This is a genomic window from Streptomyces sp. NPDC088097, assembly GCF_044741845.1.
GTDB lineage: Bacteria > Actinomycetota > Actinomycetes > Streptomycetales > Streptomycetaceae > Streptomyces.
On the sequence record NZ_JBIUTJ010000004.1, the window covers coordinates 698,838 to 724,542 of the forward strand.

The 25,705-nt window shown below is 72.3% G+C and carries 21 protein-coding genes; 5 read left to right on the forward strand and 16 right to left on the reverse strand.

The genetic code is table 11. The features are described from left to right. Positions 1-50: 50 nt before the first annotated feature. On the reverse strand, positions 51-2,171 hold the full coding sequence (locus ACIOD1_RS16960; protein WP_365616355.1) for a DNA topoisomerase IV subunit B: 2,121 nt from the start codon (positions 2,169-2,171) through the stop codon (positions 51-53). A 447-nt stretch (positions 2,172-2,618) separates the two neighbouring features. Between ACIOD1_RS16960 and ACIOD1_RS16965 the strand changes: the two genes are divergently transcribed. Beyond that, a complete protein-coding gene (locus ACIOD1_RS16965; RefSeq protein WP_267032258.1) occupies positions 2,619-2,855 on the forward strand; it encodes a hypothetical protein in 237 nt (78 codons plus the stop codon). 252 nt (positions 2,856-3,107) lie between these two features. Here ACIOD1_RS16965 and ACIOD1_RS16970 read toward each other — a convergent pair whose 3' ends face one another. The 8 genes from ACIOD1_RS16970 to ACIOD1_RS17005 form a co-directional block, all read right to left on the reverse strand. Continuing rightward, positions 3,108-3,962, reverse strand: a complete 855-nt coding sequence (locus ACIOD1_RS16970; RefSeq protein ID WP_365616353.1) for a serine protease — start codon at positions 3,960-3,962, stop codon at positions 3,108-3,110. A gap of 158 nt (positions 3,963-4,120) precedes the next feature. Further along, positions 4,121-5,689 carry an RNA polymerase sigma factor gene (locus tag ACIOD1_RS16975; RefSeq protein WP_401902961.1) on the reverse strand — a complete coding sequence of 523 codons (1,569 nt, stop codon included), beginning with the start codon at positions 5,687-5,689 and terminating at the stop codon, positions 4,121-4,123. 360 nt (positions 5,690-6,049) lie between these two features. Next, complete coding sequence (locus ACIOD1_RS16980) at positions 6,050-6,991, reverse strand: FadR/GntR family transcriptional regulator (RefSeq protein WP_401902963.1); 942 nt, start codon at positions 6,989-6,991, stop codon at positions 6,050-6,052. A gap of 157 nt (positions 6,992-7,148) precedes the next feature. Next, on the reverse strand, positions 7,149-9,206 hold the full coding sequence (locus tag ACIOD1_RS16985) for an ATP-binding cassette domain-containing protein (protein ID WP_401902964.1): 2,058 nt from the start codon (positions 9,204-9,206) through the stop codon (positions 7,149-7,151). A gap of 170 nt (positions 9,207-9,376) precedes the next feature. Further along, positions 9,377-10,123: an NUDIX domain-containing protein gene (locus ACIOD1_RS16990; protein WP_365616345.1), complete on the reverse strand. Its 747-nt coding sequence runs from the start codon at positions 10,121-10,123 to the stop codon at positions 9,377-9,379. Positions 10,124-10,243: 120 nt separating this feature from the next. After that, positions 10,244-12,274: a glycogen debranching N-terminal domain-containing protein gene (locus ACIOD1_RS16995; protein ID WP_401902966.1), complete on the reverse strand. Its 2,031-nt coding sequence runs from the start codon at positions 12,272-12,274 to the stop codon at positions 10,244-10,246. A 464-nt stretch (positions 12,275-12,738) separates the two neighbouring features. Continuing rightward, complete coding sequence (locus ACIOD1_RS17000) at positions 12,739-14,013, reverse strand: DUF4192 domain-containing protein (RefSeq protein ID WP_401902968.1); 1,275 nt, start codon at positions 14,011-14,013, stop codon at positions 12,739-12,741. A 338-nt stretch (positions 14,014-14,351) separates the two neighbouring features. Next, the gene (locus ACIOD1_RS17005; protein ID WP_401902971.1) at positions 14,352-16,511 is read right to left on the reverse strand and encodes a RecQ family ATP-dependent DNA helicase; all 2,160 of its coding nucleotides are present in this window, start codon (positions 16,509-16,511) and stop codon (positions 14,352-14,354) included. A gap of 609 nt (positions 16,512-17,120) precedes the next feature. Between ACIOD1_RS17005 and ACIOD1_RS17010 the strand changes: the two genes are divergently transcribed. Next, positions 17,121-17,750: a hypothetical protein gene (locus ACIOD1_RS17010; RefSeq protein ID WP_365616337.1), complete on the forward strand. Its 630-nt coding sequence runs from the start codon at positions 17,121-17,123 to the stop codon at positions 17,748-17,750. A gap of 102 nt (positions 17,751-17,852) precedes the next feature. Here the strand turns inward: ACIOD1_RS17010 and ACIOD1_RS17015 are convergent, their stop codons facing one another. The 3 genes from ACIOD1_RS17015 to ACIOD1_RS17025 all read right to left on the reverse strand — a co-directional run bounded on the left by ACIOD1_RS17015 (position 17,853) and on the right by ACIOD1_RS17025 (position 19,931). Then, complete coding sequence (locus ACIOD1_RS17015) at positions 17,853-18,503, reverse strand: hypothetical protein (RefSeq protein WP_365616336.1); 651 nt, start codon at positions 18,501-18,503, stop codon at positions 17,853-17,855. A gap of 38 nt (positions 18,504-18,541) precedes the next feature. Continuing rightward, positions 18,542-19,252: a ribonuclease HII gene (locus ACIOD1_RS17020; RefSeq protein WP_365616334.1), complete on the reverse strand. Its 711-nt coding sequence runs from the start codon at positions 19,250-19,252 to the stop codon at positions 18,542-18,544. A 73-nt stretch (positions 19,253-19,325) separates the two neighbouring features. Next, entirely contained in the window at positions 19,326-19,931 is a 606-nt protein-coding gene (locus ACIOD1_RS17025) for a TetR/AcrR family transcriptional regulator (protein WP_401902974.1), read from the reverse strand. Between the two features lie 141 nt (positions 19,932-20,072). Between ACIOD1_RS17025 and ACIOD1_RS17030 the strand changes: the two genes are divergently transcribed. Next, positions 20,073-21,626: an MFS transporter gene (locus ACIOD1_RS17030; protein WP_401902977.1), complete on the forward strand. Its 1,554-nt coding sequence runs from the start codon at positions 20,073-20,075 to the stop codon at positions 21,624-21,626. A 118-nt stretch (positions 21,627-21,744) separates the two neighbouring features. Here the strand turns inward: ACIOD1_RS17030 and ACIOD1_RS17035 are convergent, their stop codons facing one another. The 4 genes from ACIOD1_RS17035 to ACIOD1_RS17050 form a co-directional block, all read right to left on the reverse strand. After that, complete coding sequence (locus ACIOD1_RS17035; RefSeq protein WP_401902979.1) at positions 21,745-22,662, reverse strand: ADP-ribosylglycohydrolase family protein; 918 nt, start codon at positions 22,660-22,662, stop codon at positions 21,745-21,747. Positions 22,663-22,673: 11 nt separating this feature from the next. Next, positions 22,674-23,333 carry a histidine phosphatase family protein gene (locus tag ACIOD1_RS17040; protein ID WP_365616327.1) on the reverse strand — a complete coding sequence of 220 codons (660 nt, stop codon included), beginning with the start codon at positions 23,331-23,333 and terminating at the stop codon, positions 22,674-22,676. Positions 23,334-23,406: 73 nt separating this feature from the next. Beyond that, entirely contained in the window at positions 23,407-24,012 is a 606-nt protein-coding gene (locus tag ACIOD1_RS17045; protein ID WP_365616325.1) for a YdbC family protein, read from the reverse strand. A gap of 32 nt (positions 24,013-24,044) precedes the next feature. Beyond that, a complete protein-coding gene (locus ACIOD1_RS17050) occupies positions 24,045-24,953 on the reverse strand; it encodes an arylamine N-acetyltransferase (protein ID WP_401902982.1) in 909 nt (302 codons plus the stop codon). Between ACIOD1_RS17050 and ACIOD1_RS17055 the strand changes: the two genes are divergently transcribed. Together ACIOD1_RS17055 and ACIOD1_RS17060 are read left to right on the forward strand one after the other, a co-directional pair. Further along, complete coding sequence (locus ACIOD1_RS17055; RefSeq protein WP_401902985.1) at positions 24,952-25,209, forward strand: hypothetical protein; 258 nt, start codon at positions 24,952-24,954, stop codon at positions 25,207-25,209. The two genes, ACIOD1_RS17050 and ACIOD1_RS17055, sit on opposite strands and share 2 nt — an antisense overlap. Before the next feature lie 5 nt (positions 25,210-25,214). Then, the gene (locus ACIOD1_RS17060) at positions 25,215-25,538 is read left to right on the forward strand and encodes a hypothetical protein (protein ID WP_401902987.1); all 324 of its coding nucleotides are present in this window, start codon (positions 25,215-25,217) and stop codon (positions 25,536-25,538) included. The last annotated feature ends 167 nt before the right edge of the window (positions 25,539-25,705 follow it).

Sequence of the window (25,705 nt, forward strand, 5' to 3'; positions counted from 1 at the left end):
GGTACCGACCGCCTCCGGCCGGTACCGCGCTCGCGTCGGGCCCCGCCGGATCAGGCGTCGATGCGCGAACGGTCCAAGGTCGCCGCCGAGCTGGTGATGAACTCCTTGCGGGGAGCCACCTCGTTGCCCATGAGCAGGTCGAAAACCTGCTCGGCCGAGTCCAGGTCGCCGATGTTGATCCGGCGCAGGGTGCGGAAGCGGGGATCCATGGTGGTCTCCGCGAGCTGGTCCGCGTCCATCTCGCCGAGGCCCTTGTAGCGCTGGATGGCGTCCTTGTAGCGGACGTTCTTGCGCTGGTACTCCAGCAGGGTCTGGCGCAGCTCGTTGTCCGAGTACGTGTAGACGTACTTGTCCTGGCCCTTCTTCGGCTGGACCAGCTCGATCCGGTGCAGCGGCGGCACCGCGGCGAACACCCGGCCGGCCTCGACCATCGGGCGCATGTAGCGCTGGAAGAGCGTCAGCAGCAGGCAGCGGATGTGCGCGCCGTCCACGTCGGCGTCGACGAGCAGGACGATCTTGCCGTAGCGGGCGGCGTCGAGGTCGAAGGTGCGACCGGAACCGGCTCCTATGACCTGGATGATCGCGCCGCACTCGGTGTTCTTGAGCATGTCCGAGACCGAGGACTTCTGGACGTTGAGGATCTTGCCGCGGATCGGCAGGAGCGCCTGGAACTCCGAGTTCCGCGCAAGCTTGGCCGTACCGAGGGCCGAGTCCCCCTCGACGATGAAGAGCTCGCTGCGCTCCACGTCGTCACTGCGGCAGTCCGCCAGCTTGGCCGGCAGCGAGGAGGATTCCAGCGCGGTCTTGCGACGCTGGGCATCCTTGTGCTGACGCGCCGCGATCCGGGTCCGGGCGGCCGCGACGACCTTCTCCATCACCGCGCGGGCCTGCTGCTTGTCGTCGCGCTTCGTCGAGGTCAGGAAGGCCTTCAGCTCCTTGGCCACGACCGCCGAGACGATCCGGGTCGCCGCCGAGGTGCCGAGCACCTCCTTGGTCTGGCCTTCGAACTGAGGTTCGGCCAAGCGGACCGTGACGACGGCCGTCATGCCCTCCATCGCGTCGTCCTTGACCACGTCGTCCTCGGCCACGCGCAGCATCTTCGCCGAGCGGAGCACTTCGTTCACCGTCTTGGCGACCGAACGCTCGAAGCCGGAGACGTGCGTGCCTCCCTTGGGGGTGGCGATGATGTTGACGAAGGACTTGAGGTTGGTCTCGTACCCCGTGCCCCAGCGCAGGGCGATGTCCACGCCCAGCTCGCGGGTGACCTCGGTGGGCGTCATGTGGCCGCGGTCGTCGAGGACCGGGACGGTCTCCTTGAAGGTGCCGGAGCCGGTCAGGCGCAGGACGTCGCAGACGGCCTTGTCCTGGGCGAGGTAGTCGCAGAACTCGCCGATGCCCCCGTCGAAGCGGAAGGTCTCCTCGGTCTTGCCGGCCCCCTCCAGGGCCCGCTCGTCGCGGACCACGATGGTCAGACCGGGTACGAGGAAGGCGGTCTGGCGGGCCCGCTGGTAGAGGGTGTCCAGGTTCAGCCGGGCTTCCTTGAGGAAGATCTGGCGGTCGGCCCAGTAGCGGATCCGGGTGCCGGTCTTGCCCTTGGCGATCCGCTTGACCTTGCGCAGGCCGCCGGCGGGGTCGAAGGGGCTCTCGTCGCCCTGCTCGGTGAAGTGTCCCGGGACGCCGCGGCGGAAGCTGACGGCGTGCGTGGAGCTGTTCCGGTCGACCTCGACGTCGAGGCGGGCGGACAGGGCGTTCACCACGGAGGCGCCGACGCCGTGGAGGCCGCCGGAGGCGGCGTAGGAGCCACCGCCGAACTTGCCGCCGGCGTGCAGCTTGGTCATGACGACCTCGACCCCGGACATGCCGGTCTTGGGCTCCACGTCCACGGGGATGCCGCGGCCGTTGTCCCGAACCTCCACGGAGGCGTCCTCGTGGAGGATCACCTCGATGTGGTCGCAGTAGCCGCCCAGGGCCTCGTCGACGGAATTGTCGATGATCTCCCACAGGCAGTGCTGCAGGCCCCGGCTGTCGGTGGACCCGATATACATGCCGGGGCGCTTGCGAACGGCCTCTAGGCCTTCGAGGACGAGCAGGTGCCGCGCGGTGTAGTTGGACCCGTCCCGGTCTGCTCCGGACAGCAGCGCGCTGGAAGGCACGGACTTGTCGGCGGTCACGCAGTTCGCTCCTCGCTGAATTTCTTTTCTGGCCCGGTCGGGCTCAGGGGTGGCTCGGTTGCCGGTCCGAGGGTACCGAGGCCTGGTAGAGCCGATGCAACGCCACCCTCGCGCGCTCCTCAGCCTAGTCCAGGTCCGCACGGATGTTCGATCCCCCGTCAGGGTGAAGCAAACATCACGTTCCCTTCGACGCATGAACCATTTAGTGTTCGGGCACGTCCTCATGAACAACCGGCACTCACGCCGGGGGGATGCGAACTGCTACAAGCGCAACGACTGACAACGCGAAACCGTAAAGCAACGCAATACGGCTCCTTCGCCGCCAACCGGCAGCAGCCGGCCAGCTTCGGAAGGAAGTTTCGAGGAAAAGCCGCGAGCGGGAACGTTTTCGGCCTGGTTGGATGTTGACCCTGGTACGACAGCTCGTCGAGCTAGAGAAGAGGCGACGTGACTACTGTTCTGACACCCGCGACCCCGCTGACGGCCGCTGACCGATGCGACCGCTGCGGCGCCCAGGCATATCTGCGCGTCGTCCTCCTGAGCGGTGGTGAACTGCTCTTCTGCGCCCACCACGGGCGTAAGTTCGAGCCGGAACTCAAGAAGATCGCCGCGGAAATACAGGATGAGACCGAGCGGCTTACGTCCGCTCCGGCCGCGAGCGCGGCCGATACCGAGGACCGCTGACACAAGGCCTGCACCTCGCATCCGACGAGCCAGGACCGGCCAGGCCGGTCGACGGGCGGTATCCCTGAGACCCAGGGACGCCGCCCGTCCTCATGCCCGGAACCGTTATGAGCGCCCCGCACCGGCGCGGCCCTGCTGCACAGGGGCGGGCGGAGCCGTTCAAGCCGCTCCCCCACCCCCCCTCCATCCCCCGCCACCCTTACCGGGCCGTACGGGGTGCCTGGAGCCCCTCCGGGCACCCCGCGTGACGTCCTAGACCCCGCCCCCGCGCGAGGCCGTCTGGGAGCCGCTCACGAAGTCGATGAGCGGAGCGACCCGGGTGTACACGCCCGGGCTGTCGGCGCGGCCGCAGCCGCGCCCCCAGGACACCAGCCCGATGAGCCTGCCCCGGGCCACCAGCGGGCCTCCGCTGTCGCCCTGGCAGGCGTCCTTCCCGCCGTCCCGGTCGCCCGCGCACACCATGGAGTCCGCCAGGTAGCGGCCGTCCGAGTCCCCCGGGTACGCCCGCCGGCAGGAGTCGTCGTCCAGAACCGTCACGCGCGCGGCCCGCAGCCCGTACGCGTAGTCACCGAACCCGCTCGTATCGCCCCAGCCGTACACGGTCGCCTCGCCGCCCGCGGCGTAGGCCGAGTCCGCGGCGCCCGCCATGGGGAGCACATGGTCCGCGGGTACGGCCTCGGCCAGCGTGAGCACGGCCAGGTCCCCGGCGTTGGTGCCGGGGTCGTAGTCGGGGTTCACCCGGGCCGCGCGCACCGCGATCTCCCTACCGTCGGTCGCGCGGAGTTCCGTACGGCCCGTGATCACCCGGAAGTCGGCGACGGATTCGACGGGGCCGCCGAGGACCTGGCGGCCCAGGCAGTGGGCCGCCGTGACCACCGTGGTCGGGGCGACGAGGACGCCGCCGCAGAACTGGCCGTCGCGGGTACCTCCGAACCGGTCACGGCTGGCGAGGGCCACGACCCACGGGCTGTCGCCCACCTTCGCCGGCTGCCCGCCTATGACGATGCTGTCCGCGGCCGCCTTGGGGGCTTGGGCCAGCGGCGCCGCAGCCGCTCCCGCCACCAGGGTGAGCGCGCCCGCCAGGGCGCGGGCAAGGGGACGACGCATGAGGCCTCCTGACTCCGGGTGTACATGACTCCACCCAGAGTGGGATGCCCGGTGGCCGTGCGCACCCGCGCGACCACCGGCGTACGTCGTCGGGAGAGCCGGTCCGGGCCCGGACCGGCCGACCTCGATCGGCCCTGGTCGGGCCCGTTCGGCGCAGGTCAGTCGAGGTAGTCGCGCAGAACCTGGGACCGCGAGGGGTGGCGCAGCTTCGACATGGTCTTGGACTCGATCTGGCGGATGCGCTCACGGGTGACCCCGTAGACCTTGCCGATCTCGTCCAGCGTCTTGGGCTGGCCGTCCGTGAGGCCGAACCGCATCGATACCACGCCCGCCTCGCGCTCACTGAGGGTGTCGAGCACGGAGTGCAGCTGCTCCTGCAGGAGCGTGAAGCTGACGGCGTCGGCCGGGACGACCGCCTCGGAGTCCTCGATGAGGTCGCCGAACTCGCTGTCGCCGTCCTCGCCGAGCGGGGTGTGCAGGGAGATCGGTTCGCGACCGTACTTCTGGACCTCGATGACCTTCTCGGGGGTCATGTCGAGTTCCTTGGCCAGCTCCTCCGGGGTGGGCTCGCGGCCCAGGTCCTGGAGCATCTGGCGCTGCACGCGGGCGAGCTTGTTGATCACTTCGACCATGTGCACCGGGATGCGGATGGTGCGGGCCTGGTCGGCCATGGCGCGGGTGATCGCCTGCCGGATCCACCAGGTGGCGTACGTGGAGAACTTGTAGCCCTTGGTGTAGTCGAACTTCTCGACCGCGCGGATCAGACCCAGGTTGCCCTCCTGGATCAGGTCCAGGAAGAGCATGCCGCGGCCGGTGTAGCGCTTGGCCAGGGAGACCACGAGGCGGAGGTTGGCCTCCAGGAGGTGGTTCTTGGCGCGGCGCCCGTCCTCGGCGATGATCTCCAGCTCGCGCTTGAGCTTGGGTGCCAGCTTGTCGGAGTTCGCCAGCTTGTCCTCGGCGAACAGGCCCGCCTCGATGCGCTTGGCGAGCTCGACCTCCTGCTCGGCGTTGAGGAGCGGCACCTTGCCGATCTGCTTGAGGTAGTCCTTGACGGGGTCGGCGGTGGCGCCGGCCACCACGACCTGCTGGGCGGGAGCGTCGTCCTCGTCGTCGGAGATGACGAAGCCCTTGTTCTCCCCGCCCTCCTCTTCCTCGTCGGCCTCGGCCTTCGCCGCCTCGGGGGCCTCGTCGGAGGCTTCCTCGCCGCCGTCCGCGTCCTTCTTGGCGGCGGTCTTCTTGGCCGCCGTCTTCTTCCCGGCCGTCTTCTTGGCGGGGGCGGCCTTCTTCGCCGTGGCTTTCTTCGCGGCCGCCTTCTTCGCGGGCGGTTCGGACGCGGTCTCCGCGCCGAGGGCGACGGTGGACTCGGGGTCGATGGCCGCGGCATCGGCGGTGGCACCGGTCACGGCCGGAGGCGCCGTCGTCGCCGCGACGGTCTTGGTCGCCGTCCGCTTGGCGGGGCTCTTCGCCGCGACGCTCTTGCGGGGGGCGGTGCGCTTGGGCGACTCCGCGGCACTGACCATCAGCGTCACACCCTCTTCCTCGAGGATCTGGTTGAGGCTGCGCAGAACATTCTTCCACTGGGTCGCAGGAATCTGGTCAGCCTCGAAGGCCCGACGCACGTCATCGCCGGCGATCTGCCCCTCGGCCTTTCCCCGCTCGATGAGCGCCATCACAGACTCGGAATCGGCGATCTCCGACGGGAGCGTACGGGATGTGCTGGCCGACACGAACAACCTCTCGGAACGATGGGAAGGGCTTCCGACCCCGGCCTGGTGCTGGACCGGAGCCGACGACCACCGACTGGGAATGGGCCGGGGGCGCGGGCAGGGGCCGGGGAGCTGCACAGCATCCCCAAGGGCTGCTGTCTTCCCTCCGTCGGCCATCACCTCTTAGGTCATCGCGTGACGTCGCGGAGCGTTACGCCCAATCTTCGTGGCCCGAGTCACACCCGATTCGCACCCATGCCCGCCTTGCGGTCGTACGTGCGGATTCGGGGGTCGCGAAAAGCCCCCGGACGCCGGTGTCGCCGGACCCGAAACGGGCCCGGCGACCGGTGGTGCACCCCCGCGCGCCCGCGCGTGGACCCGTCAGTGCTCGCGCGGGGCGGGGACCACGCGCTCGACCTCCGGATGCACCGTCAGAAGCTGGCGCATGGCGTTCTCGGCGCCGACAGCGTCGCCGGCGGCCAGCGCCTCGACCATCCGTGCGTGGTGGGCGACACAGGTTTCGCTCGGACGGTCGCAGGCGGTGACGGGATGACCCGAGACCTGGAGGGCGGAGGAGACGATGCCGGAGAGGTGCTCCAGCATCCGGTTGGCGGCGACCTGGATCAGGAGGGCGTGGAACTCGTTGTCCGCGCGCGCGAAGGTGATCGCGTCTCCCTGCCCGAGGGCGTGCCCCATGATCTCGACCATGTCGGAGAGCCGCTGCTGGACGTCGGGACGGCCGTGGCCCGCGGCGAGACGGGCGGCGAGCGGCTCGATGGTCCAGCGGAGCTCGTTGAGCTCGCGGCGCTGGTCGTCGCGCTGCGGACCGAACGCGCGCCACTCGATGATGTCGGGGTCGAGCAGGTTCCAGTCGGCGACCGGACGGACCCGGGTGCCCACATTGGGGCGGGCGCTGACGAGGCCCTTGGCCTCCAGCACGCGCAGCGATTCGCGGACGACGGTGCGGGAGACCTCGAAACGCTGGCCGATCTCCTCGGGCACCAGCGGCCGGTCCGCGCCGAGGTCACCGGAAACGATCATCTGGCCGAGCTGCTGGACGAGTTGGCCGTGCAGACCGCGGCCGCGGCTGCCGGCGGCGCGGCGGCCGACGCGGCTCAACTCGACGTCGGCGCCGTTCCAGTGGGGCGGTCCGACGCGCTCGGCCCCGGGGGAATCCGCGTAGGGGTAACGGTCGAGTTCGCCCGGGCCGGCGAGGCCGGTGTCGGCATGGCGGGCGGCGGTCATCATGGTGTGCGCAAGGGTACTCACGAATCCTTTGTCGGCCGTGCCTCCACGACCCTTGAGGTCTTTGGTGAAAAGCACACGAAAGGGTGATCGGTGCCACCTACGCAATTGACGACTTATCGTAAAGAACCGGGCGTTTTGCGGGGAGTTGCGATCCGCGTCGTGTGATTTCGCCTGATGCGGACGTCTACGGACTTCCGTGATCCCTGCAGTGTCGTCTCCCGCACCTCAACGATCACCAACGGACTCGGGTGCGCAGTCCTGTGAACCCATAGGCGCACAACAGGACCATCAGCGACAACAGCAGGGCGACGCCGACGGGTTGGGCAACCGTCCGGAGGGCGCCCAACACCACTCGGTCCGCCACCGGAGGCCACTGCGCCCATGCCAGTGCGCGCAGCCGGTCGACGAATCCGTCCACCGGATACGCGGACGGCCCCTCCGACACCTTGCGGACCAGCGGTACGACCATCACCGGTACGGCGAGCACCGCCGCCAGGCCGGCCGAGGTCGAGCGGAAGATCCCGGAGGCGAGCACTCCGGCCCAGGCCGAGCCGACGAGGAGACCGGCCCAACTCGCGGCCGGGGACAACCATTCCTCGGGGGTACTCGGCACGGCGGGACCGAACACCGTCCTCAGGGCGGCGGCGTCGACGACGACGGCGACGGCTCCGAGAGCCAGGGCGAGGGCGGCGCACACCCCGAGCTTGGCGGCGAGGAGCCCCAACCGGCGCGGGACGGTACCCCGGTCGGCGGCGAGCGCGGGGTAGCGGTACTCCTCCCCGAAGGCCAGGGCTCCGAGCAGGCCGGCGCCGAGGGCGGCGGGCGGCAGGGGCAGCAGCTCGGGCCAGGCGGCGAGGATCCGGTTCTGCGGGGTGTGCCCGAACCGGGCGAGGAGCAGGGCGGTGACGGCGGAGACGACGGCGACGACGGCGGCCGTGAGCAGGGGGGTGAGCGTGCCGAAGACGCGGCGCAGTTCGTACCTCAGCGGGCGCAGCGGTCCGGTGGGGCGGCGCACCGACGAGACGAGCCGGCCCGACCGGGCATGTCGGGGCGTGCGGCCGGCGCCGTCGCGCGCACCGGTCTCCGGCACGTCACCCGGGGTTGCGTCGACCGGAGCGGTGGCGGGGACGGGGGCGGGGGCCGCGGCGAGGGCGGCGCAGGCCGTGGCCATCGGCGGCAGACCCGAAGCCGGGCCCCGGGCGGGGCCGGGGAAGGCTTCGCTCCCCACTTCGGGCCGGGTCACGGCCGATGGCGCGGAGTCGATGACCGACTGCGGGGCGGTGTGCGTCCCGTTGTCCGCAGGGCGGCGACCTCCTCCGGCTCCGCCGCGCACCTGGGCTCCGGCCTCGATCCGCAGTTCCGCGCGCGCGGCCCCGGTGGCGCCGGTCCGGGCCCCCGGCACGGGCGGCACCGGGGCTCCGGCATCGCCGGTCTCGTCGGCGAGCTGGTGGACCAGTACCCCGTTGCGGAAGGCGGCTTCCCCGACCTCGGCGCAGCTACTGCCGTACACCGACAGGCGGCTGCCGCTCTCCTCGACGACCTCGACGGTGCGCCGGTCGGCCCGGGCCTCGCGGCCGAGAACGTCTGCCAGCCGGGCTGCGTGCGGGGTGCGCACGGCGACGCGCGGTCGCAGGCGGGTACGGGCGAAGTCGGCGGCATCCTGGTCGGCGAGGAGCCGGCCCGCCGCGAGGGAGACGACCCGGTCCGCGCTGCGGGCAGCCTCCTTGGCATCGTCGGTGGTGAACAGCACCGCGCCGCCGAGGGACGCGTGGCCGCGCAGCAGTGCGTGCATCCAGGCGCGTTCACGGGGGGCGAGGCCCGAGGTGGGCTGGTCGAGGATCAGCGTGCAGGGATCGGCGAGGAGGGCCGCGGCCAGCCCGACCCGGCGGTCCATGCCGGCGGAAAGCGAACCGAGCCTCTGGTCGCGCAGGCCGCCGATGCCGACGATCTCCAACATGGTGTCCGCGCGGGAGGCCGGTACCCCGGCGGCGGCGCAGAGCATCCGCAGTTGGCTGCGGACGGTACGGGAGGGGTGCCCCGGGACGTCCCCGAGAAGGACGCCGACCTCTCGACCCGGATGGGGGATCCGGTGCAGCGGCCGGCCGCGGAAGTAGGTGACGCCGCGGCCCGGTTCGAGTTCGAGCATGAGCCGCAGCGCGGTGGTCTTGCCCGATCCCGGCTCGCCGAGCAGGGCGGTCACGCAGCCCTGACGTGCCTCGAAGGTGAGGTCGTCCACGAAGGGCGGGAGACCTCGACGGGGTGTGCTGGTGAGTCCGATGGCCTGGAGCATCGCTTCTCTCGCGGGGAGTGAGACCGCTCTGCGGCAAAATGAGTACCGCAAGAAAGATAACGCGATATGTCCGATTTTCTGCGTAACCGACTCGGGGTGGCGCCCCTCCCGTTTCACGAGGCCGGAACAGGAACGGCCCCGCGCCCGGCCGCTCCGCCGCCCCGCGCCGCTCAGACTTCGGGCCGCAGCATCGGCGGGTTGAGGAGGGTCGCCCCGCCGGCACGGAACAGCTGGGCGGGCCTGCCGCCCTGACGGGTCGTCGTGCCACCGGCGGGCACCAGGAATCCGGGAGTCCCGGTGACCTTGCGGTGGAAGTTGCGCGGATCGAGCGCCACGCCCCAGAGGGCCTCGTACACCCGGCGCAGCTCGCCGACCGTGAATTCCGGCGGGCAGAAGGCGGTGGCCAGGGAGGAGTACTCGATCTTCGAGCGGGCCCGCTCGACTCCGTCGGCCAGGATCCGCTCGTGGTCGAAGGCCAAGCCGACCGAGGTTTGGTCGGGCCCGTCGAGCAGTTCGTCGACGGGAGCCCAGCGGGCGCCGTTCGCATCACCGCCCGCGCGGGGGGCCGGCAGGTCCGGGGCGAGGACCAGGTGGGCCACGCTGACCACCCGCATCCGGGGATCCCGCTGCGGATCCCCGTAGGTGGCGAGCTGTTCGAGGTGTGCGCCGTTGTCCACGCCGGGGGCGGCCGGGTCGAGCGCGCACAGCCCGGTCTCCTCGGAGAGTTCCCGGGCCGCGGCTCCCGCCAGGTCCTCGTCCTCGCGTACGAAGCCACCGGGCAGGGCCCAGCGTCCCTGGAAGGGCTGCTCCCCTCGGCGTACGACCAGCGCGCAGAGCGCGTGACGCCGCACGGTGAGCACGACCAGGTCGACGGTGACGGCGAAGGGCGGGAAGGCCGACGGGTCGTAGGGCGACATGCCGCGATCATAGTCGTCTGCCTGACGATAAACAGGGCTTTGGTGATCCCGCCGACGGTGATCTGGAACCCAGTCACCATCTTCGCCGCCGCCCGGGCCCGAACCGTCGGACGTCCCCCGTCAGCCCAGTTGGAGCGCATCGCCGGCCTCCTCCACCATTCCGATGCCGAGGCGGCTGATCCGGACGGTGAACGGCTCCTCGGCGACCCTCAGCCCCGAGAGTCGCAGGGCCCCCAGCGGAGTGCCCGCAGGCGGGTTCACCGCGACAGTGCCCGCCGGGGCGTCCGGGCGGATGCCGGCGAGGGCGGTGAGCGCGTGGATCCCCGCGGCAGCGGCGACGGCAGCCGGGCGGCAGGCCGCCGGATGCGGCAGAGGGGCGCTCCCGGCGGTGCGCTGCTCGGCCGCGTACATCTCCGGCAGCCGGTATCCGAAGGTCTCGGCGGCGTCGAGCAGGCCCCGCAGCAGGCCCGTGGCCTCCTTCTCGAAACCGGCTTGGGCCAGGCCGGCCACCGCGACGGCGCTCTCGTGGGCTCGGACCGCCCCCGAACGGTGCCCGAAGGGGTTGTGTCCCGGTTCCCGGGCCGCCATGCTCCGCAGGCCCCACCCGGAGTCCATCGCCGGGGCTCCCAAGAGCCGGGCCAGCTGTTCGGTGTGGATGCGGTCGAGCAGGCCCGGCGCGAGCCGGCCCGCACCGAGGAGGCCGGTGTCGAGGAGGTGCGCGGCGGCTCCCGTCAGCCGGGTCAACGGCCGGCCGTCCGGGTGCAGGGCGGCGGCGGGACGACCCCCGTCCGGTCCGTCGATCCAGAAGCGTGCCCGGAACCGCTCGCGCAGCGCGGCCGCCCACTCCCGCCACTCCTCGGCTCCGGGGCGCCCGCATCCGGCGAGCAGGTCGGCGCCGAGCAGCGCGGCCCGATGGGCGTGGGCCTGGGTCTCGCAGCGGCGGGGCCCCGGATCGGGATCGGCCAGGAAGCCGTCCTGCCCCAGGGCCCCGCGCAGCCAGTCCAGGCAACGTTCCGCGGCGGGCAGCAGTCGGGCCACCTCCTCCTGGGGCAGCCCCCACCGCCGGGCCTCGGCCAGCACCGCCGGAAAGCCGAGGGTGGCTTCGGTGCCGGTGCAACCGGGCGGCAGCTGGGGTCCGGCGGCGCGCAGCGGCCCGGGGATCATCCCCGCGTCGGGCCCGCCTCCGGGAAGCTGGCTGCGGGCCAGGGTCCGCAGCGTGGCGGCGGCCAGCCCGGTGCCGAGCGGAAGCGCCATCCGCGCGGCCCACAGGGACTCCGCCGGGGCCAGGCCGAGCCTCCACGGCACTCCGGCCGCCGCGAAGGCATCGCCGGGCTGCACGGGGTCCCGCAGGAGCAGGGCCCGGAGGTCGTCGAGGCTGGTTCGGAACCATGCCTCGGCCCTGGGGTCGTCGCCCTCGGCGCGGGCGGGGGCGAGGGGGCTGGCGACCTGCCCTACGGGGGCCCGTGCGGCGCGGTCCCGCGTGGTCCGCAGCTCGATGGTGCGGGACTCCCCCGGGCCCAGTTCGAGTTCCCAGCGCAGTAGTCCGGCCGAGGCGAGGGCGTCGTCGGGGGACGGCTCGGCCGTGGTGACGGCCTGGGCGTCCCCCGTGGTCCACCGCAGCCCGCCCGCGTGTACTCCGGCGGCGAGTTCGGGCCCGGCGCGGCCCGCGGCGACCGCTGCCAGCTCGGCCAGGTCGGTGCCGAGGAAGAGCTCCACCGGCAGGCGCAGGGGGCGGGGAGCGAAGTTGCGCAGGGTGATGCGTTCGGTGCCGTCGGCGTGGCGGGTCCGCTCCACGCCGACGTCGGGATCGGGTCCGGGATCGGCGCCGGTGCGGACGGTGGCGGTGAAGACGGCGAGGTCCGCGCCGAGGCTGCGGCCCTGCACGGAGACCGGGTCTCGTCCGGCGACCCTCAGGACACAGCGCGCCAGGAGTCGCCGCCCCGCGCGGTAGATCCCTTCGATCCCCCGGCCGGTCAGTTGGCCGTGCTCGGGCGAGATGGCCAGACAGGGCGCGGCCACGCAGATGACGGCGCCGTGTACCGGGGGCAGTTCGGCCCGGCGCACCTGGTCGGGCGCGGGGCGGGCCGCCCGTGTACGGCTGCCCGGTCCCGTGGGCCCGCCTGCGGCGCCCGGTCCGCGGGCCGCGGCCACCGCCGGTCCGGGCCCCTGCCCCGGCGGCGGCCCGGGTGCCGTGCGCGAACCCGCCCAGGGTTCCGGCGCCGACGTCGCCCCGGCCCACAGTTCGGCGAGGGCGACGGACTCTGGGTCGGCTCCCCCTGGCGGGTGCGGCGGGAGTCCTCCGGGTGGCTGACCGGGTGCCTCGTGGAGCGGTCCCGAGGCAACACGGAAGACGGTCGCGGTCTGTTCGGTGTCGGGTACGGAGGAAGCCATGTGCCGCCTTGTCTGCGCTCCGGCCGGTTCGGCTGGGCGGCGGCGCGGCCGGGCTCCTGCCACCCCCCAGCTGAACGCCCGCGCCCCCGCTCGGGTCACGGGCCCGATGGGTGGCTGCCCGCAGCGGCCGCCGCCCGGACGGCGTCGGACCGCGTCCGCCGCACCGCGCAGCCGCCGCACCACCGCGCATCCGCGGGAGTTCCGGTGCGGGGCCGTGCGGGGACTCATCGACCGCTCCCGTCGGCGCGGCGGCGCGTGCGACCGCGCGGCCCGGAGCGGCGGCCGGGCGGGCGGGTAGGAGCGGCGGACCGCTTCCTGCGAGGTGCGCGGGGTTCCCGGCGCTTGCGTTCCTCACGGAGGCACTCCCTCAGCCCCTCGGGGCCGATGCCCTCGTTGCAGGCCTGGTGGAGCAGCTGGGCGAAGCGGTAGTCGGCGTCGGCCCGCAGGGCCAACCCGAGGGCGATCCTGGCGGTCGGTTCGTCCCCGGCGGACCACGAGACCCAGCCGGCGAGGGTGAGGGGAGCCGCGGCGTGCTCCCCGTACGCCCCGACGCAGCGCCGGGCCAGTGCCCTCCAGAGCCGTAGGGCCGGGGCGACCTCCTCGTCCTCCATCCATTCGGCGGCGACGTCCCGGATCTCCCGGTCCTGGAGCCCGAGGATCACGGCGGCGGCCTCGTCGTGACCGAGCAGGGAGTCGTCCAGGTCGTCGGCTCGGAGCCCGCCCTCGACGGGGTGGGCGAGGGTCAGGCGTCGCATGAGGGTCCTCGCCAGGCCCAGGGTCTCGGCGCCCACCTCCTGACGGGTCGCCCCGTCGAGGATCTTCGGGACCAGCGCCACCGCCGCCCGGTCCAGGGCCTCTTCCTGCTCGACCGCCCGGTCATCGCGCAACGGGGTCAGTCGGTTCTCGATCTCCTTCAGGGATCCCCGGACCTGAAGGCCCGCGAAGGTGGCCGTCGCGGCCATCACCGACGTGCCGGGACGGGTGAGCGGCCTGCCCTCGGCCGGGCAGCAGTCCGCGTCGTTGCAGGTGTAGGACCACCACCGGCCGCCCGAAAGGCACAGGGCCTCCAGCACGGGTACGTCCAGGGACCCGCAGGCGAGCCGCAGCCGTTGGGCGAACGGCCGCAGGCGGGTCATGACCCGCTGCGCGCTGTCGCCTTCACCCGGGTCCTGGCAGAGGAAGACGACGATGCCCTCGGGCTTGCCTCCGCGCCGTTCGCTGCCGCGGACCAGGCAGGCGGCCACCTGACTGGCGGTGTCCTCCCATTCGGCGGGGGCGGAGGGAATGCCGACCCTCAGGCGGCCCCCGAAGCGACCGCCCTCGCCGTGGACGGCGACCATGACGAGGGAGTCGGTCGGGTGGAAGCCGAGCATGTAGGGCAGCGCGTCGGCCAGTTCGGCCGGGCTGCGCAGGGTGATCCGAGGTTGTTCGTCGCAGGCTCCGGAGGGGCTGACGGACGGTCGCTCGGACGGAGTGCGTGGTTCGTGGTTCGTCGTCATGCCACGACGGTCCCGTGATCCCTCCGATACCGAAACCCCTGTGGATAACTCGGGCGAAGTCCGTGCATATCATCCGACAGGAGTTATCCACAGGTTCGGACCGTCAGTGGCCAAATGTCAGAGCCGTCAGGTCACATGGAGGCATGGACGCACACCTGAGGTCATCGATCGTCTCCACACCCGCCCGACGCACGGGCGATCCAGCCGACACACTCCCCGCCCCCACTCCCGACGCATGGTCAGGCGGCCCCACGGTGAGGTTCCGTGGGGCGGGCCACGACGAACGGAGCCTCGCGGCGCGTGCCACACGGCCCACCGGGAGGCTCCGACGACGCGCGCTATCCGCCCAGGGCGAGGACCAACGGGAGTACCCGGTCGGCTCCGCTCCGCCGCAACAGGCGTGCGCCCACGGCCAGGGTCCAACCGGACTCGGTGTAGTCGTCGACGAGCAGGACCGGGCCCGGGTTGGCGGCCAGGGCGGCGGCCAGCTCGTCGGACACGGTGAACGAGGCGGCCAGAGCGCGCAGCCGCTGCGCGGAGTTGCTGCGGTGCGCCGCGTACTCGCCTGCCTGTTCGGTGTAGGCCAGGGCGCCCAGCAACGGGAGCCTGCCGACCCGGGCCACGCCCTCGGCCAAGGAGCCCACCAAGCGCGGGCGCGTACGGGAGGGCATGGCGACGATCCCCACCGGCCGCGCCACCGCTTCGGGGCCGGCGGAGGCCCAGCCACCCGGCGAGCGCGCCCAGTCGGCCACCACCGTCACGACCGCCGCCAGCACGTCGTCGGGGACCGGCCCGTCCCCGGCCTGCTCCGCCAGCAGCGGACGCAGGCGGTTGCCCCAGCCGATGTCCGACAACCTTCCCAGCGCGCGCCCGGTGGCCGCCTGCTGCCCGTCCGGGATCCGACCCTTGAGGTCGACCCCGACCGCGGGCATCCCCGTGGGCCACATCTTGCGCGGCTCCACCTCGACGCCCGGGCGCTCCAGCTCACCCGCCGCACCCGCGAGGGCGGCGTCCGAGACGGCGGGGTCCCACCAAGGCCCGACGCAGGAGTCACAGCGGCCGCAAGGGACCGCCTTCTCGTCGTCGAGCTGGCGCTGCAGGAACTCCATCCGGCACCCCGTGGTCGCCACGTAGTCCCGCATCGCCTGCTGCTCGGCCTGTCGCTGCCGGGCCACCCACGCGTACCGCTCCGCGTCGTAGGCCCACGGCTCGCCCGTGGCGGTCCAGCCCCCCTTGACGCGCTTGACCGCCCCATCCACGTCCAGGACCTTCAGCATCGTCTCCAGCCGCGAGCGCCGAAGGTCCACCAAAGGTTCCAGGGCGGGCAGCGACAGCGGGCGGCCGGCCTGTTCCAGAGCGGCCAGCGTGCGCCGCACCTGCTCCTCGGGCGGGAAGCCCACCGAAGCGAAATAGGCCCAGATCGCCTCGTCCTCGGGCCCCGGCAGCAACAGCACGTCCGCGTGGTCCACACCGCGGCCCGCACGTCCCACCTGCTGGTAGTAGGCGATCGGCGACGAGGGCGATCCCATGTGGACCACGAAGCCCAGGTCCGGCTTGTCGAAACCCATCCCCAGTGCCGAGGTCGCCACCAGCGCCTTCACCCGGTTCGCCAGCAGGTCCTCCTCCGCCCGCAACCGGTCGGCGTTCTCCGTCTTGCCCGTGTAGGAGGCCACCGGGTACCCACGCTGTCGCAGGTACGCCGCGACCTCCTCCGCCGCCGCCACCGTCAGGGTGTAGATGATCCCCGATCCCTGCAGATCCCCGAGGCGCTCCCCCAGCCACGCCAGGCGGTGCGCCGCGTCCGGCAGCCGCAACACACCCAGACGCAGGCTCTCCCGGTCCAGCGGCCCCCGTAGGACCAGAGCGCCCCCACCGCCCGTGCCCAGCTGGTCGGCGACGTCTGCGGTGACGCGCGCGTTGGCGGTCGCGGTGGTCGCCAGTACCGGCACACCGGGGGCGAGCTCGGCGAGCATCGCCCGCAGTCGGCGGTAGTCGGGCCGGAAGTCGTGACCCCAGTCGGAGATGCAATGCGCCTCGTCGACCACCAGCAGGCCGGTCGTGGCCGCCAGCTTGGGCAGCATCTGCTCACGGAAATCGACGGAATTGAGGCGTTCCGGGCTGACGAGGAGAACGTCGGTCTCGCCGCGCTCGACCTCCTCGTAGATGGCGTCCCACTCCTCGGGGTTGGCCGAGTTGATGGTGCGCGCCCTGATCCCGGCCCGCGCCGCCGCCTCGACCTGGTTGCGCATCAGCGCCAGCAGCGGCGAGACGATCACGGTGGGGCCGGAGCCCCGTCGGCGCAGCAGCGCGGTCGCGACGAAGTACACCGCCGACTTGCCCCAGCCGGTGCGCTGCACCACCAGGGCGCGGCGGCGCTCCTCCACCAGAGCCGACACCGCCTGCCACTGGTCCTCCCGCAGCCGCGCCGAACCCCCCGGGTCGCCGACGAGCTCGGCGAGGATGGCGTCGGCTTCGGTGCGGAGCTCCAGGTTGTCCATCCCCCCATGCAACCCGATGCCAAGGACAATCGGCCAATCCACCCCGCGTGACACTTCACTCGCGAAGCGTCCACCGGCCCCGCACGGCCGACGGCGACCCCGACGGAGACCCGGGCCCTGCCCCTGGCTCCCCACGCATCCACCACGCGCCGGACGGAGCGCGGGGGCTCCACCAGGCCTTGTCCGTGCCACCAGCCGCGACGGCGAACCTGGGGCGCGATCCGAGGGGCCTCTGCACAGCGCGCCCGGCCGAGATCGTGAAAGGCCTCTCGGCCCCGTGCCGGACGGCGCCGGAAACGGGCGGGCATCCGCGCCGCCCCGGGCAGGCAGGCGTCGGCGCATCACCCGAACGCGAAGGGGTGTGTTTCCGCTGCTACTCGCGCTCCGGCGAACGCCGATGCGTCATCTCCGTCGGGAAGGGGCAAGGATATGAACGGCATACCGGCGAATTCCGGTCCGCGGCTTCAAATGCTCATTGCCCCACCCGCGCGGGCCACGCGAGAATCTGAAGAGTTCCCACTCGGCTCGTCGGCACCCTCCAGGGCCGTGCTGCGGCGCGCCCACATCCCAGCCGTGCCCGCCAGCGGGCGCGTACCCGAAGGGAGGACCGTGACCTTCGGATTCGCCCCGGCCCCGACCACGTCCCTGACCATGGCCACCGGCGCCGCCAGCCGGCACGGCCGACTGCTCGAACCGGCCGAGTGGACGGCGGCCGGCATCCCCCTGCTGCGCAACCCGCGCGAGGTGGTGAGCGGCCTGCACTCCCGACACGCACCGGTGATCTCCACCGCGGTGGTCGCCGTCCTCGGTCCGGAGGAACGCCTGGTCGCCAGCGCTTCCTTCGTGCAACGGTCGCCCACGGCCGACGGCTGGGACTACCGCAACGCCCTCCTGTCTGCGCTGCGCCGGATCATCCCGCACGACCTGCGCCGACGCACTCCCGTCCGCACCGCGGTGCTGTTGTACTGCCGCGACGGGGACGAGCGGTGGACGGAGGAGGACGGTGCCTGGATGTGGGGACTGCGCGACGCCTGCACCCTGCACGGCCTGCGGTGCGGCGCCTACATCACCCTGACCCGGAGCGGCTGGCAGGTCCTCGGTGAGGGACGCGGGGGCCGGCGGCCCGATGCGACCTCCCGGCCCGAACCGCTGGGCGCGACAGCGACCGAACTCTCACCGCTGACCCTGCGCACCGGCGGCAGCGGAACCGAGGCGTGGCGCCGTACGGCGGCGCGCTGATCCGGTCGAACACCCGGAACGCATACAGCTCGCCAGGGCACGGGCTTCGGCGGGGCCGGATCCCGGCCCCGCCCCGGCCCGCGCCGCGTGGTCGACGGAACGTCAGACGTTCGCGCCCAGCACGGAGTTGATCTCTTCCGCGTCACCGCACACGATCAGCAACGCACCGGCACGCGTGAGCGCGACCGGCAGCGCGGTCGCGGTGGTGCCCGCCGGTCCGCCGTTGGCCGCGAAGACCACGACGGGGCGAGTGGCGGCACGCTGCACCTGCGCCGCGTCCGCGTAGAAGACGTCGTCCCCGGCCTCGTGCTGGGCCCAGTAGGAGGCCTCGCCGAAGGACAGCTCGTGGGCGGCCCACGGGTGCGGGTCGCCGGTGGTGAGCACCAGGATCTCGCCGGGCGTGCGCCCGGTGTCGAGCAGCAGGTCCACGGCCTCTTCGGCCGCGTCCAGCGCGCCCTCGGCGGACGCGGGGATCAGCTGGACCTTGGGTACCGCCGCCGAGACGGACGGCGTGGTGGGAGTTGCGGGAACGGGTCCGGGGGCGGGCTGCGCCGCGCGCTGCGCGGGCGGAACGGGCCGGGGACCGGGGCGTCCGGGCCGGGGTACGGCGGCGGAACGCGGACCAGGTACGGGGCGGGGGGTCTGCGCGGTGCGGCTCGCGGCCGGCGTGACGCGGGGACCCTGGGCACTCTCGTGAATCTGAGGCTCCTCGATGGCGGGGGTGAGAGGCGTGAGTTGACATCTATCAAACACCGGTACGAAACGTACCGGTGGGTGGCACGTGGGTGCGATCAGAAATCGAAGCCGAGTTGGCCTCCGTTTTCCAGTTCCGTCGCTTCCTCGCTGCGGCGCACTTTCTTCAAGTGGCGCCACCTGGGCAGCGCGTCGAGGTACGACCACGAGAGCCGGTGGTACGCCGTGGGCCCCCGCTCCTCCAGCGCCGCCCGGTGTACGGGCGAGGGGTAGCCGGCGTTGGCGGCGAAGGCGAACGGCTGCAGGCCCTCGTCGGGGTGGCCCAGTTCGGCCATCATCCGGTCGCGCCGGACCTTGGCGATCACCGAGGCGGCGGCGACGGCGACGCAGGACTGGTCTCCCTTGATCACCGTACGAACCCGCCAGGGCGAGCCGAGGTAGTCGTGCTTGCCGTCGAGGATCACCGCGTCGGGCCGGACCGGAAGGGCCTCCAGCGCCCGCCCCGCCGCGAGCCGCAGGGCCGCCGTCATCCCGAGCTCGTCGATCTCCTCCGGGGACGCGTGCCCGAGGGCGTGCGCGGTCACCCAGTCCTCAAGGACGTCGAGCAGTGCGTCGCGTCGCTTCGGGGTGAGCAGTTTGGAGTCGGTGAGTCCCGGGGGCGGTCGGCGCAGACCGGTGACGGCCGCGCACACGGTGACGGGACCGGCCCAGGCTCCTCGGCCGACTTCGTCGACCCCGGCGATGATCTTGGCGCCGGTGGTGGCGCGGAGGGAGCGCTCGACGGCGTGAGTGGGTGCTTCGTACGGCATGGCGCCAGCAAGGGTACGCCGCCGCGGGCCGCCTGCACACCCCGGGCCGGGACCGGGCACCCGCACCGGCCGTTCACATCCGGAGCATCGGCACCATCAGGCTGTCGATCATCTCGGCGATCTCACCGTCGAGCCATTCGCTGCCGCACACCTTCGCTCGGTACATGAACAGGGCCGGTATCACGTCCGTGATCATCTCGTTCGTGGCATCCGGGCGGACGTCACCCCGTTCCATCCCACGGTCCACCAAGGTCCGGATCAGCAGCTGCGCGGGCCCGTGCAGCCCGTCCCGGATGACCTCGCGGAACCGGTACGCGTGCGTCGGATCGCATTCGTGAAGGACCGCACTCAGGGCCTCGCCGGCCGGTGAGCGCATCACGTCCCGCATCCGGACGCACAGCCGGTAGAGGTCCTCGCGTACCGATCCGTGATCCGCGATCTCACCCAGTGGCGGAAGCCCCTCGCTCAGCACCTCCGCGACAAGGTCCGCCTTGGACGACCAGCGCCGGTAGAGCGCGGCCTTCCCCGTCCGCGCGCCCGCCGCGACACCCTCCATCGTCAGGGCGTTCCAGCCGACGGTGCCGAGCTGCTCCAGAGCCGCGTCCAAAATCGCCCGTTCGAGCGCGGGCCCCCGTCTGCGCACCGGAGCCGCCCCCTGCGGCCAGCGAGAACCCGTCATGCCGCCACCTCCGACCGGCCCGCACGTACCCAGCACATATTTTCAGCCCCCAGTGAACGCTTGCGTCCCCTCGGCGGGTGCTCCTACCTTGGTCCCGCAGTGAACGATTGCGTTCACTATTTCACTTCGGGGGGATCCACAGTGACAAGCGTCCAAATCGCCGCTCCTCGGATATCGGGAGCCGCCCGACGGCCCGGTCGCCCGGGTGTGGCGCTCGCCGTCATCGCCGCCTGCCAGTTGATGGTCGTCCTCGACGCCACCATCGTGAACATCGCGCTCCCGCACATCCAGACCGCGCTCTCCTTCTCCACGACCGACCTCTCCTGGGTGCTCAGCGCCTACACCCTCACCTTCGGCGGCCTGCTGCTGCTCGGCGGTCGGGCGGGCGACATCCTGGGCCGGCGCCGCGTCTTCATGGCCGGCATCCTGCTCTTCACCCTGGCGTCCCTCCTCGGCGGTTTCGCCCAGGAGCCCTGGCATTTGATGGCGGCGCGTGCGCTCCAGGGCGTCGGCGGCGCGATCGCCTCGCCCACCTCGCTCGCCCTGATCACGACCACCTTCCCCGAAGGCCCCGAACGCAACAAGGCGTTCGGGGTGTTCGCCGCCGTCTCGGCGGGCGGCGGTGCCATCGGCCTGCTGGCCGGAGGCATGCTGACCGAGTGGCTCGACTGGCGCTGGGTCCTCTTCGTGAACGTGCCGATCGGCCTGCTGATCGCCTTCCTCGCCCCGCTCTACATCAACGAGTCCGAACGCCACCCCGGCCGCTTCGACGTCGCGGGCGCGCTCACCTCCACGGGTGGCATGGCCACCCTGGTGTACGGGTTCATCCGCGCCTCCGAGGACGGCTGGCGGGACGCGCTGACCATTGGCTCGTTCGTCGCCGCCGTCCTGTTGCTCGCCCTCTTCGTGCTGATCGAGTCGCGGGCCTCGGAACCGATCATCCCGCTGCGGATGTTCGCGGACCGCAACCGTGCGGGCACCTACGTGATCATGCTCGGGCTGGCCGCCGCCATGTTCGGGATGTTCTTCTTCATCGTCCAGTTCGTGCAGAACGTCCTGGGCTTCTCGCCGATCCAGTCCGGCCTCGGCTTCCTGCCCGTGACCGTCGCCATCATCACCGCCGCCGGACTCTCCCAGCGGTTCCTGCCCCGCTTCGGCCCGAAGCCGTTCATGGTGGTCGGCTCCGCGCTCACCGGTACAGGTCTGACCTGGCTGACCTTCATCCACACCGACAGCTCGTACGCCTCCGGGGTGCTCGGGCCGATGCTGCTGTTCGGCTTCGGCATGGGGCTGAACTTCGTGACCCTCACCCTCACCGCCGTCTCCGGCGTGGCTCCCCGGGAAGCGGGCGCGGCCTCCGGGCTGCTCAACGCCAGCCAGCAGGTCGGCGGCTCGCTCGGCCTGTCCATCCTGGTCACCGTCTTCGGCACGGCCGCCCGCACCGAGGCCGGCAAGCAGGTGCCCGAGTTCATGGCGCAGGCCGACCCCGGGCAGCTGGCGACCTTCAAGGCCACCGGGCAGTTGCCCGACCCCTGGGGGGACCTCGTCCTCACCCAGGGCATCTCCACGGCCTTCATCGCCGCCGTGGCCATGGCCGGCCTCTCGCTGGCCACCGCCCTGCTGGTGATCCGGGTGCGCAAGAGCGACCTGGAGGCCCTCAACGGAGCCGCCGCGCAGGCGGGCCCGGCGGCCTGAGCCACCGCCCGGCGGCGCCTGCGCCGAGGCCCGGGCCCGCGGGTTCAGCCCCGCAGGCCCGGGCCCCGTACGTCTCGTGACCCCGTACGCCTGGCGCCCCGTACGTTTGGCGCCCCGGCTACGCCCGTCCTGCCTCGGTCAGCCACGCCGGGAAGGGCTCGGTCCGCGCCACCCACTCCGGCGGCAGCACCTGGTCGCCGCGCGCTCCCAACACCCCGCCGACGATCGCGCAGGTGGTGTCCACGTCGCCGCCCACCTGGGCGGTGGTCCAGAAGGCCCGCTCGTAGTCGTCCAGGGACCGCGCCGCCGACCACAGGGCGAAGGGGACCGTGTCGTGGGCGCTCGTGCGCCGACCACAGCCCAGTACGGCGGCCACGGTGGTCGCGTCGCCGTAGTCGAGCATGTCGCGCGCCCGGCGCACGCCCGCGCCCACGGCGCTGCGCGGCACCAGGGCGATGACCCCGTCCAGGAGTTCGGTGGCGGTCGGCGGTCCGGCCGGAGCCGCCGCCAGCGCGGCCGCGGCGGCGACGGCCATCGCCCCGCACACCGCCTCGCGGTGCTGGTGGGTGGTGTAGGAGGAGATCTCCGCCTGGTGGGTGGCCTGCTCGGGGTCGTCCGCGTACCAGGCGCCGAGCGGGGCGATCCGCATGGCGGCGCCGTTGCCCCAGGAGCCCTGCCCGTTGAAGAGTTCGGCGGCCAGCGTGCGCCAGTCCTCACCCTCGCGGACGAGCCTCAGCATCCGGTTGACGGCGGGACCGTAGCCGCGGTCGAAGTCGTGGTGGACGGCGAAGGACTGCGCCAACGCGTCCTGGTCGACACGGCCGTGGGCGGCGAGCACGGCCACCACGGAGCAGGCCATCTCGGTGTCGTCGGTCCACTGCCACGGCTCGCTGCCGGCGGGCAGCTCGCGCCGCTTCAGCAGCGGGTAGTTCACGGGGACGAAGAACTGGGAACCCAGGGCGTCACCCAGAGCCAGCCCTCTGAGGCTGGACATGGCGCGTGCGCGGCGCCTTTCGGGAGCGGAGTCAGCGGTCATCCCGCGCCACTCTAGCCGTCCAGGTCATAAGGCTCGGGTGTGGTCCACCGCTCAAACGGGCGGTCCATCCGGTACCGGCCGTCCGGACCCAGCATGAGGACCCGGAATTCGCCGTTCCCGGGGTTGGACAGGGCCTCGAACTCCGACACCGACCAGTGGAACCAGCGCATGCAGAACAGCCGCATCGTCAGCCCGTGCGTGACAAGAAGGACGTTCTCGGGGTGGTCCGGGGCCTCGAAACTGCGGTAGAGGCTCTCCAAGAATGAGCCGACCCGGTCGTAGACGTCGGCGCCCGACTCTCCCTGGGCGAAGCGGTAGAAGAAGTGCCCGTAGGCGTCCCGGTACGCCTTCTGCAGCCGTACGTCGTCCCGGTCCTGCCAGTTGCCCCAGTCCTGCTCGCGCAGCCGCGGCTCCTCGCGCATCCGCACCCGCGCCGGGTCCAGCTTCAGCTCGCGGAAGGTCTGCAGGGTGCGCCGGTAGGGCGAGACGTACGCGCTGATGTGCTCGTCGCCGAACAGCTCACGCAGCCCCTCGCCGGCGGTCGCGGCCTGGGTCCTGCCGGCGGAGGTCAGCCGGAGGCCGTGGTCGGGCTCGCGCTCGTACACCGTGTCGTCGACGTTTCCTTCCGATTCCCCGTGCCGGACAAGGACGATGCGCCGTGGTCGTACCATTCCACGACCCTATTCGGCCATCCGCGCGGCCAGGTCACGGGCACGCCGTTGCGGGCGGCGGGTCGTCGTACGGTCATACCGTCCAGCCGGGTTCGAGGTCCACGACGTCCCCCGTGAGGGCCTCCACATCGGCCTCGGTCTGGGCGCGCAGGGAGAGTCGCTCCACGCGTTCCTGCCGGTACTTGCCGTGCTCGGCGGCCGCCCGCCACATGGACAGCACCAGGAACTCCCGGCCCGGGGCCTCGCCGAACAGCCCCCGGATCATCCCCGGGGAGCCGGCCATCGCCGGGTTCCACACCTTCTCCTGCATGAGGGCGAAGTGGTCCACGCGCCCCTCGCGCACGCGGGTGTGCGCCACCCGGACCACGTCGGCGTCGGTGAACCTCGGCTCGAAGCCGGTCTTCACGTCGAAGCGGTGGTCGAAGAGCGTGACGCGCGCGTCGGTGAAGGTGCCGTGTTGGGAGGCGGCCAACCGGTCGTGGGAGCGCGCCATGAAGGAGTCGTAGAAGGAACGGCTCTCCCAGAACGCGAAGACGTGCGCGACCCCCTGCCGACCCCTGCTCCAGCCGCCGCCCTGCCCTCGGAATCCGGGTTCTCCGGGCAGCCCCGCCCATTTTCGCTGCCCGCGCTCGAACCCGCGTCGGTCCGTCACCGTGCAGCGAATCCACTTGACCAGCACCGCGCCATCGTACGGGCCGGGCAGGGTCGGGGTCAGTCCCCGGAGCGGTGGATCCGCACCAGTTCCGCGGCGTCCCGCTCCGACAGGCGAAGACCGAACTCCCGGTCGAGCAGGCCGGTCAGGTCTTCAACGGCCACGGGCTCCTGCTCGGTGCGGCCGTCGGAATGCGCCCGCGTGAGCTCCAGCCCGACGAGCGCCAGGCGTACGCCGTCACCCGGAAGCTGCACGGTGGTCCGCCCCACGAAGGCCGAGCGGGGGTGCGAGGAGCTGTAGTGGTTGAGCACGACGTAGTCAACGGGGTGGTAGGGCTGCGGGGAGAAGGCGTACAGGTCCCGCCACACGCCTCCGCGCAGCTGCCGCAGGGCCAGGACTCCCCCCGCCTCCTCTCGGACGGCGTACGTCCACGCTCCTTGCCGCACCTCGACACCGGGCCGCCCGAGCGGAACGGGCTCGCACGGGCCCAGGTGACCGAATCCGGCGTCGCAGAGCCACGACTCCCCGTCGAGGGTGACGACGAGGACGGCGTGCGTCACCGGCAGCAGGGCATCACCCCGGGTGCGGTTGCGGGCACCGCGCCCCGACACCTCGAAGCCGATCCGCTCCAAGGCGGCGGCCAGGAGCGAGTTCTGCTCGTAGCAGTAACCGCCTCGGCGGCCGTGCACGAGCTTGCCCTCGATGGCCTTGACCTCCAGGTCGACGGGGCGGCCGAACAGGACGTCCAGGCTCTCGAAGGGGATCGAGGCTGTGTGGGCCCGGTGCACTTCGTACAACGTGCGCAGGTCGGGGCGGAGTTCCCCGTCCTCGGCCACCGGTCCCGCGTATCCGATCCGCTCCAGATACGCACCGAGGTCCAGCTCGTCACCGCTCCACATGGCTCTCCCGCTCCCCACCGTGAAATGCCCGGGGCGCCCCGTGTCCTCGCCCCGCACAATGATCGCCATGACCGCCCTGCACACCAACCCGCTCTTCGCCCGCCTGGCCAACGTCGAACGGATCCTCGTGGCCGGCGCGGGGGGCGGGTTCGACGTCTACTCCGGACTGCCCATCGCCCTCTCCCTCCTCCACCAGGGCAAGGAGGTCCACCTCGCGAACCTGTCCTTCAGCGCCCTCGCCGGCCTCCCCTCGCAGGACTGGGTGGCCCGGACCTGGCCGCCGTCACCCCCGGGTCCGCGCCGCACCAGTCGTACGAGGAACTGACCAGCGTGGCGGCGCTGGCCGCCCTGGACGACGTGGCGGAGCGGTTCGTGGTGTCGGTGGGGTTCGGCGTGGACGCCTACCACGGGGTCAGTCACGCCCTGGTGTTGGAGAACATCGCGGCGCTGGAACGGGACGGGGCCTACCTCGGCGCGTTCTCCCTCTCCCGCTCGACCCGTGAGGGCGCCCTCTTCCTCGACGCCGTCGCCCACGCCCAGGCCCACACCGCGGACCGTCCGACATCGTGGCGGGCTCGATCGCCGCGGCCTGGACCGGATCGAGGACACCCACCTGATGCGCCAGGTCGGCTCGATGATCGCCGAGTTCCGTGACGGGGTCGTCACCCGCCCGGCCCGGCGGATCCCGCACTGACGATCACCCGTCCGTGGTTCCGGGGCGCGGGCACGACGAAGGGGACCGGCCTGTGGCCGGTCCCCTTCGTGGACCGCGGGTCAGCCGCTCGGGCGAGCCGCGCAGGACGATGTCCTACGCGGCTCAG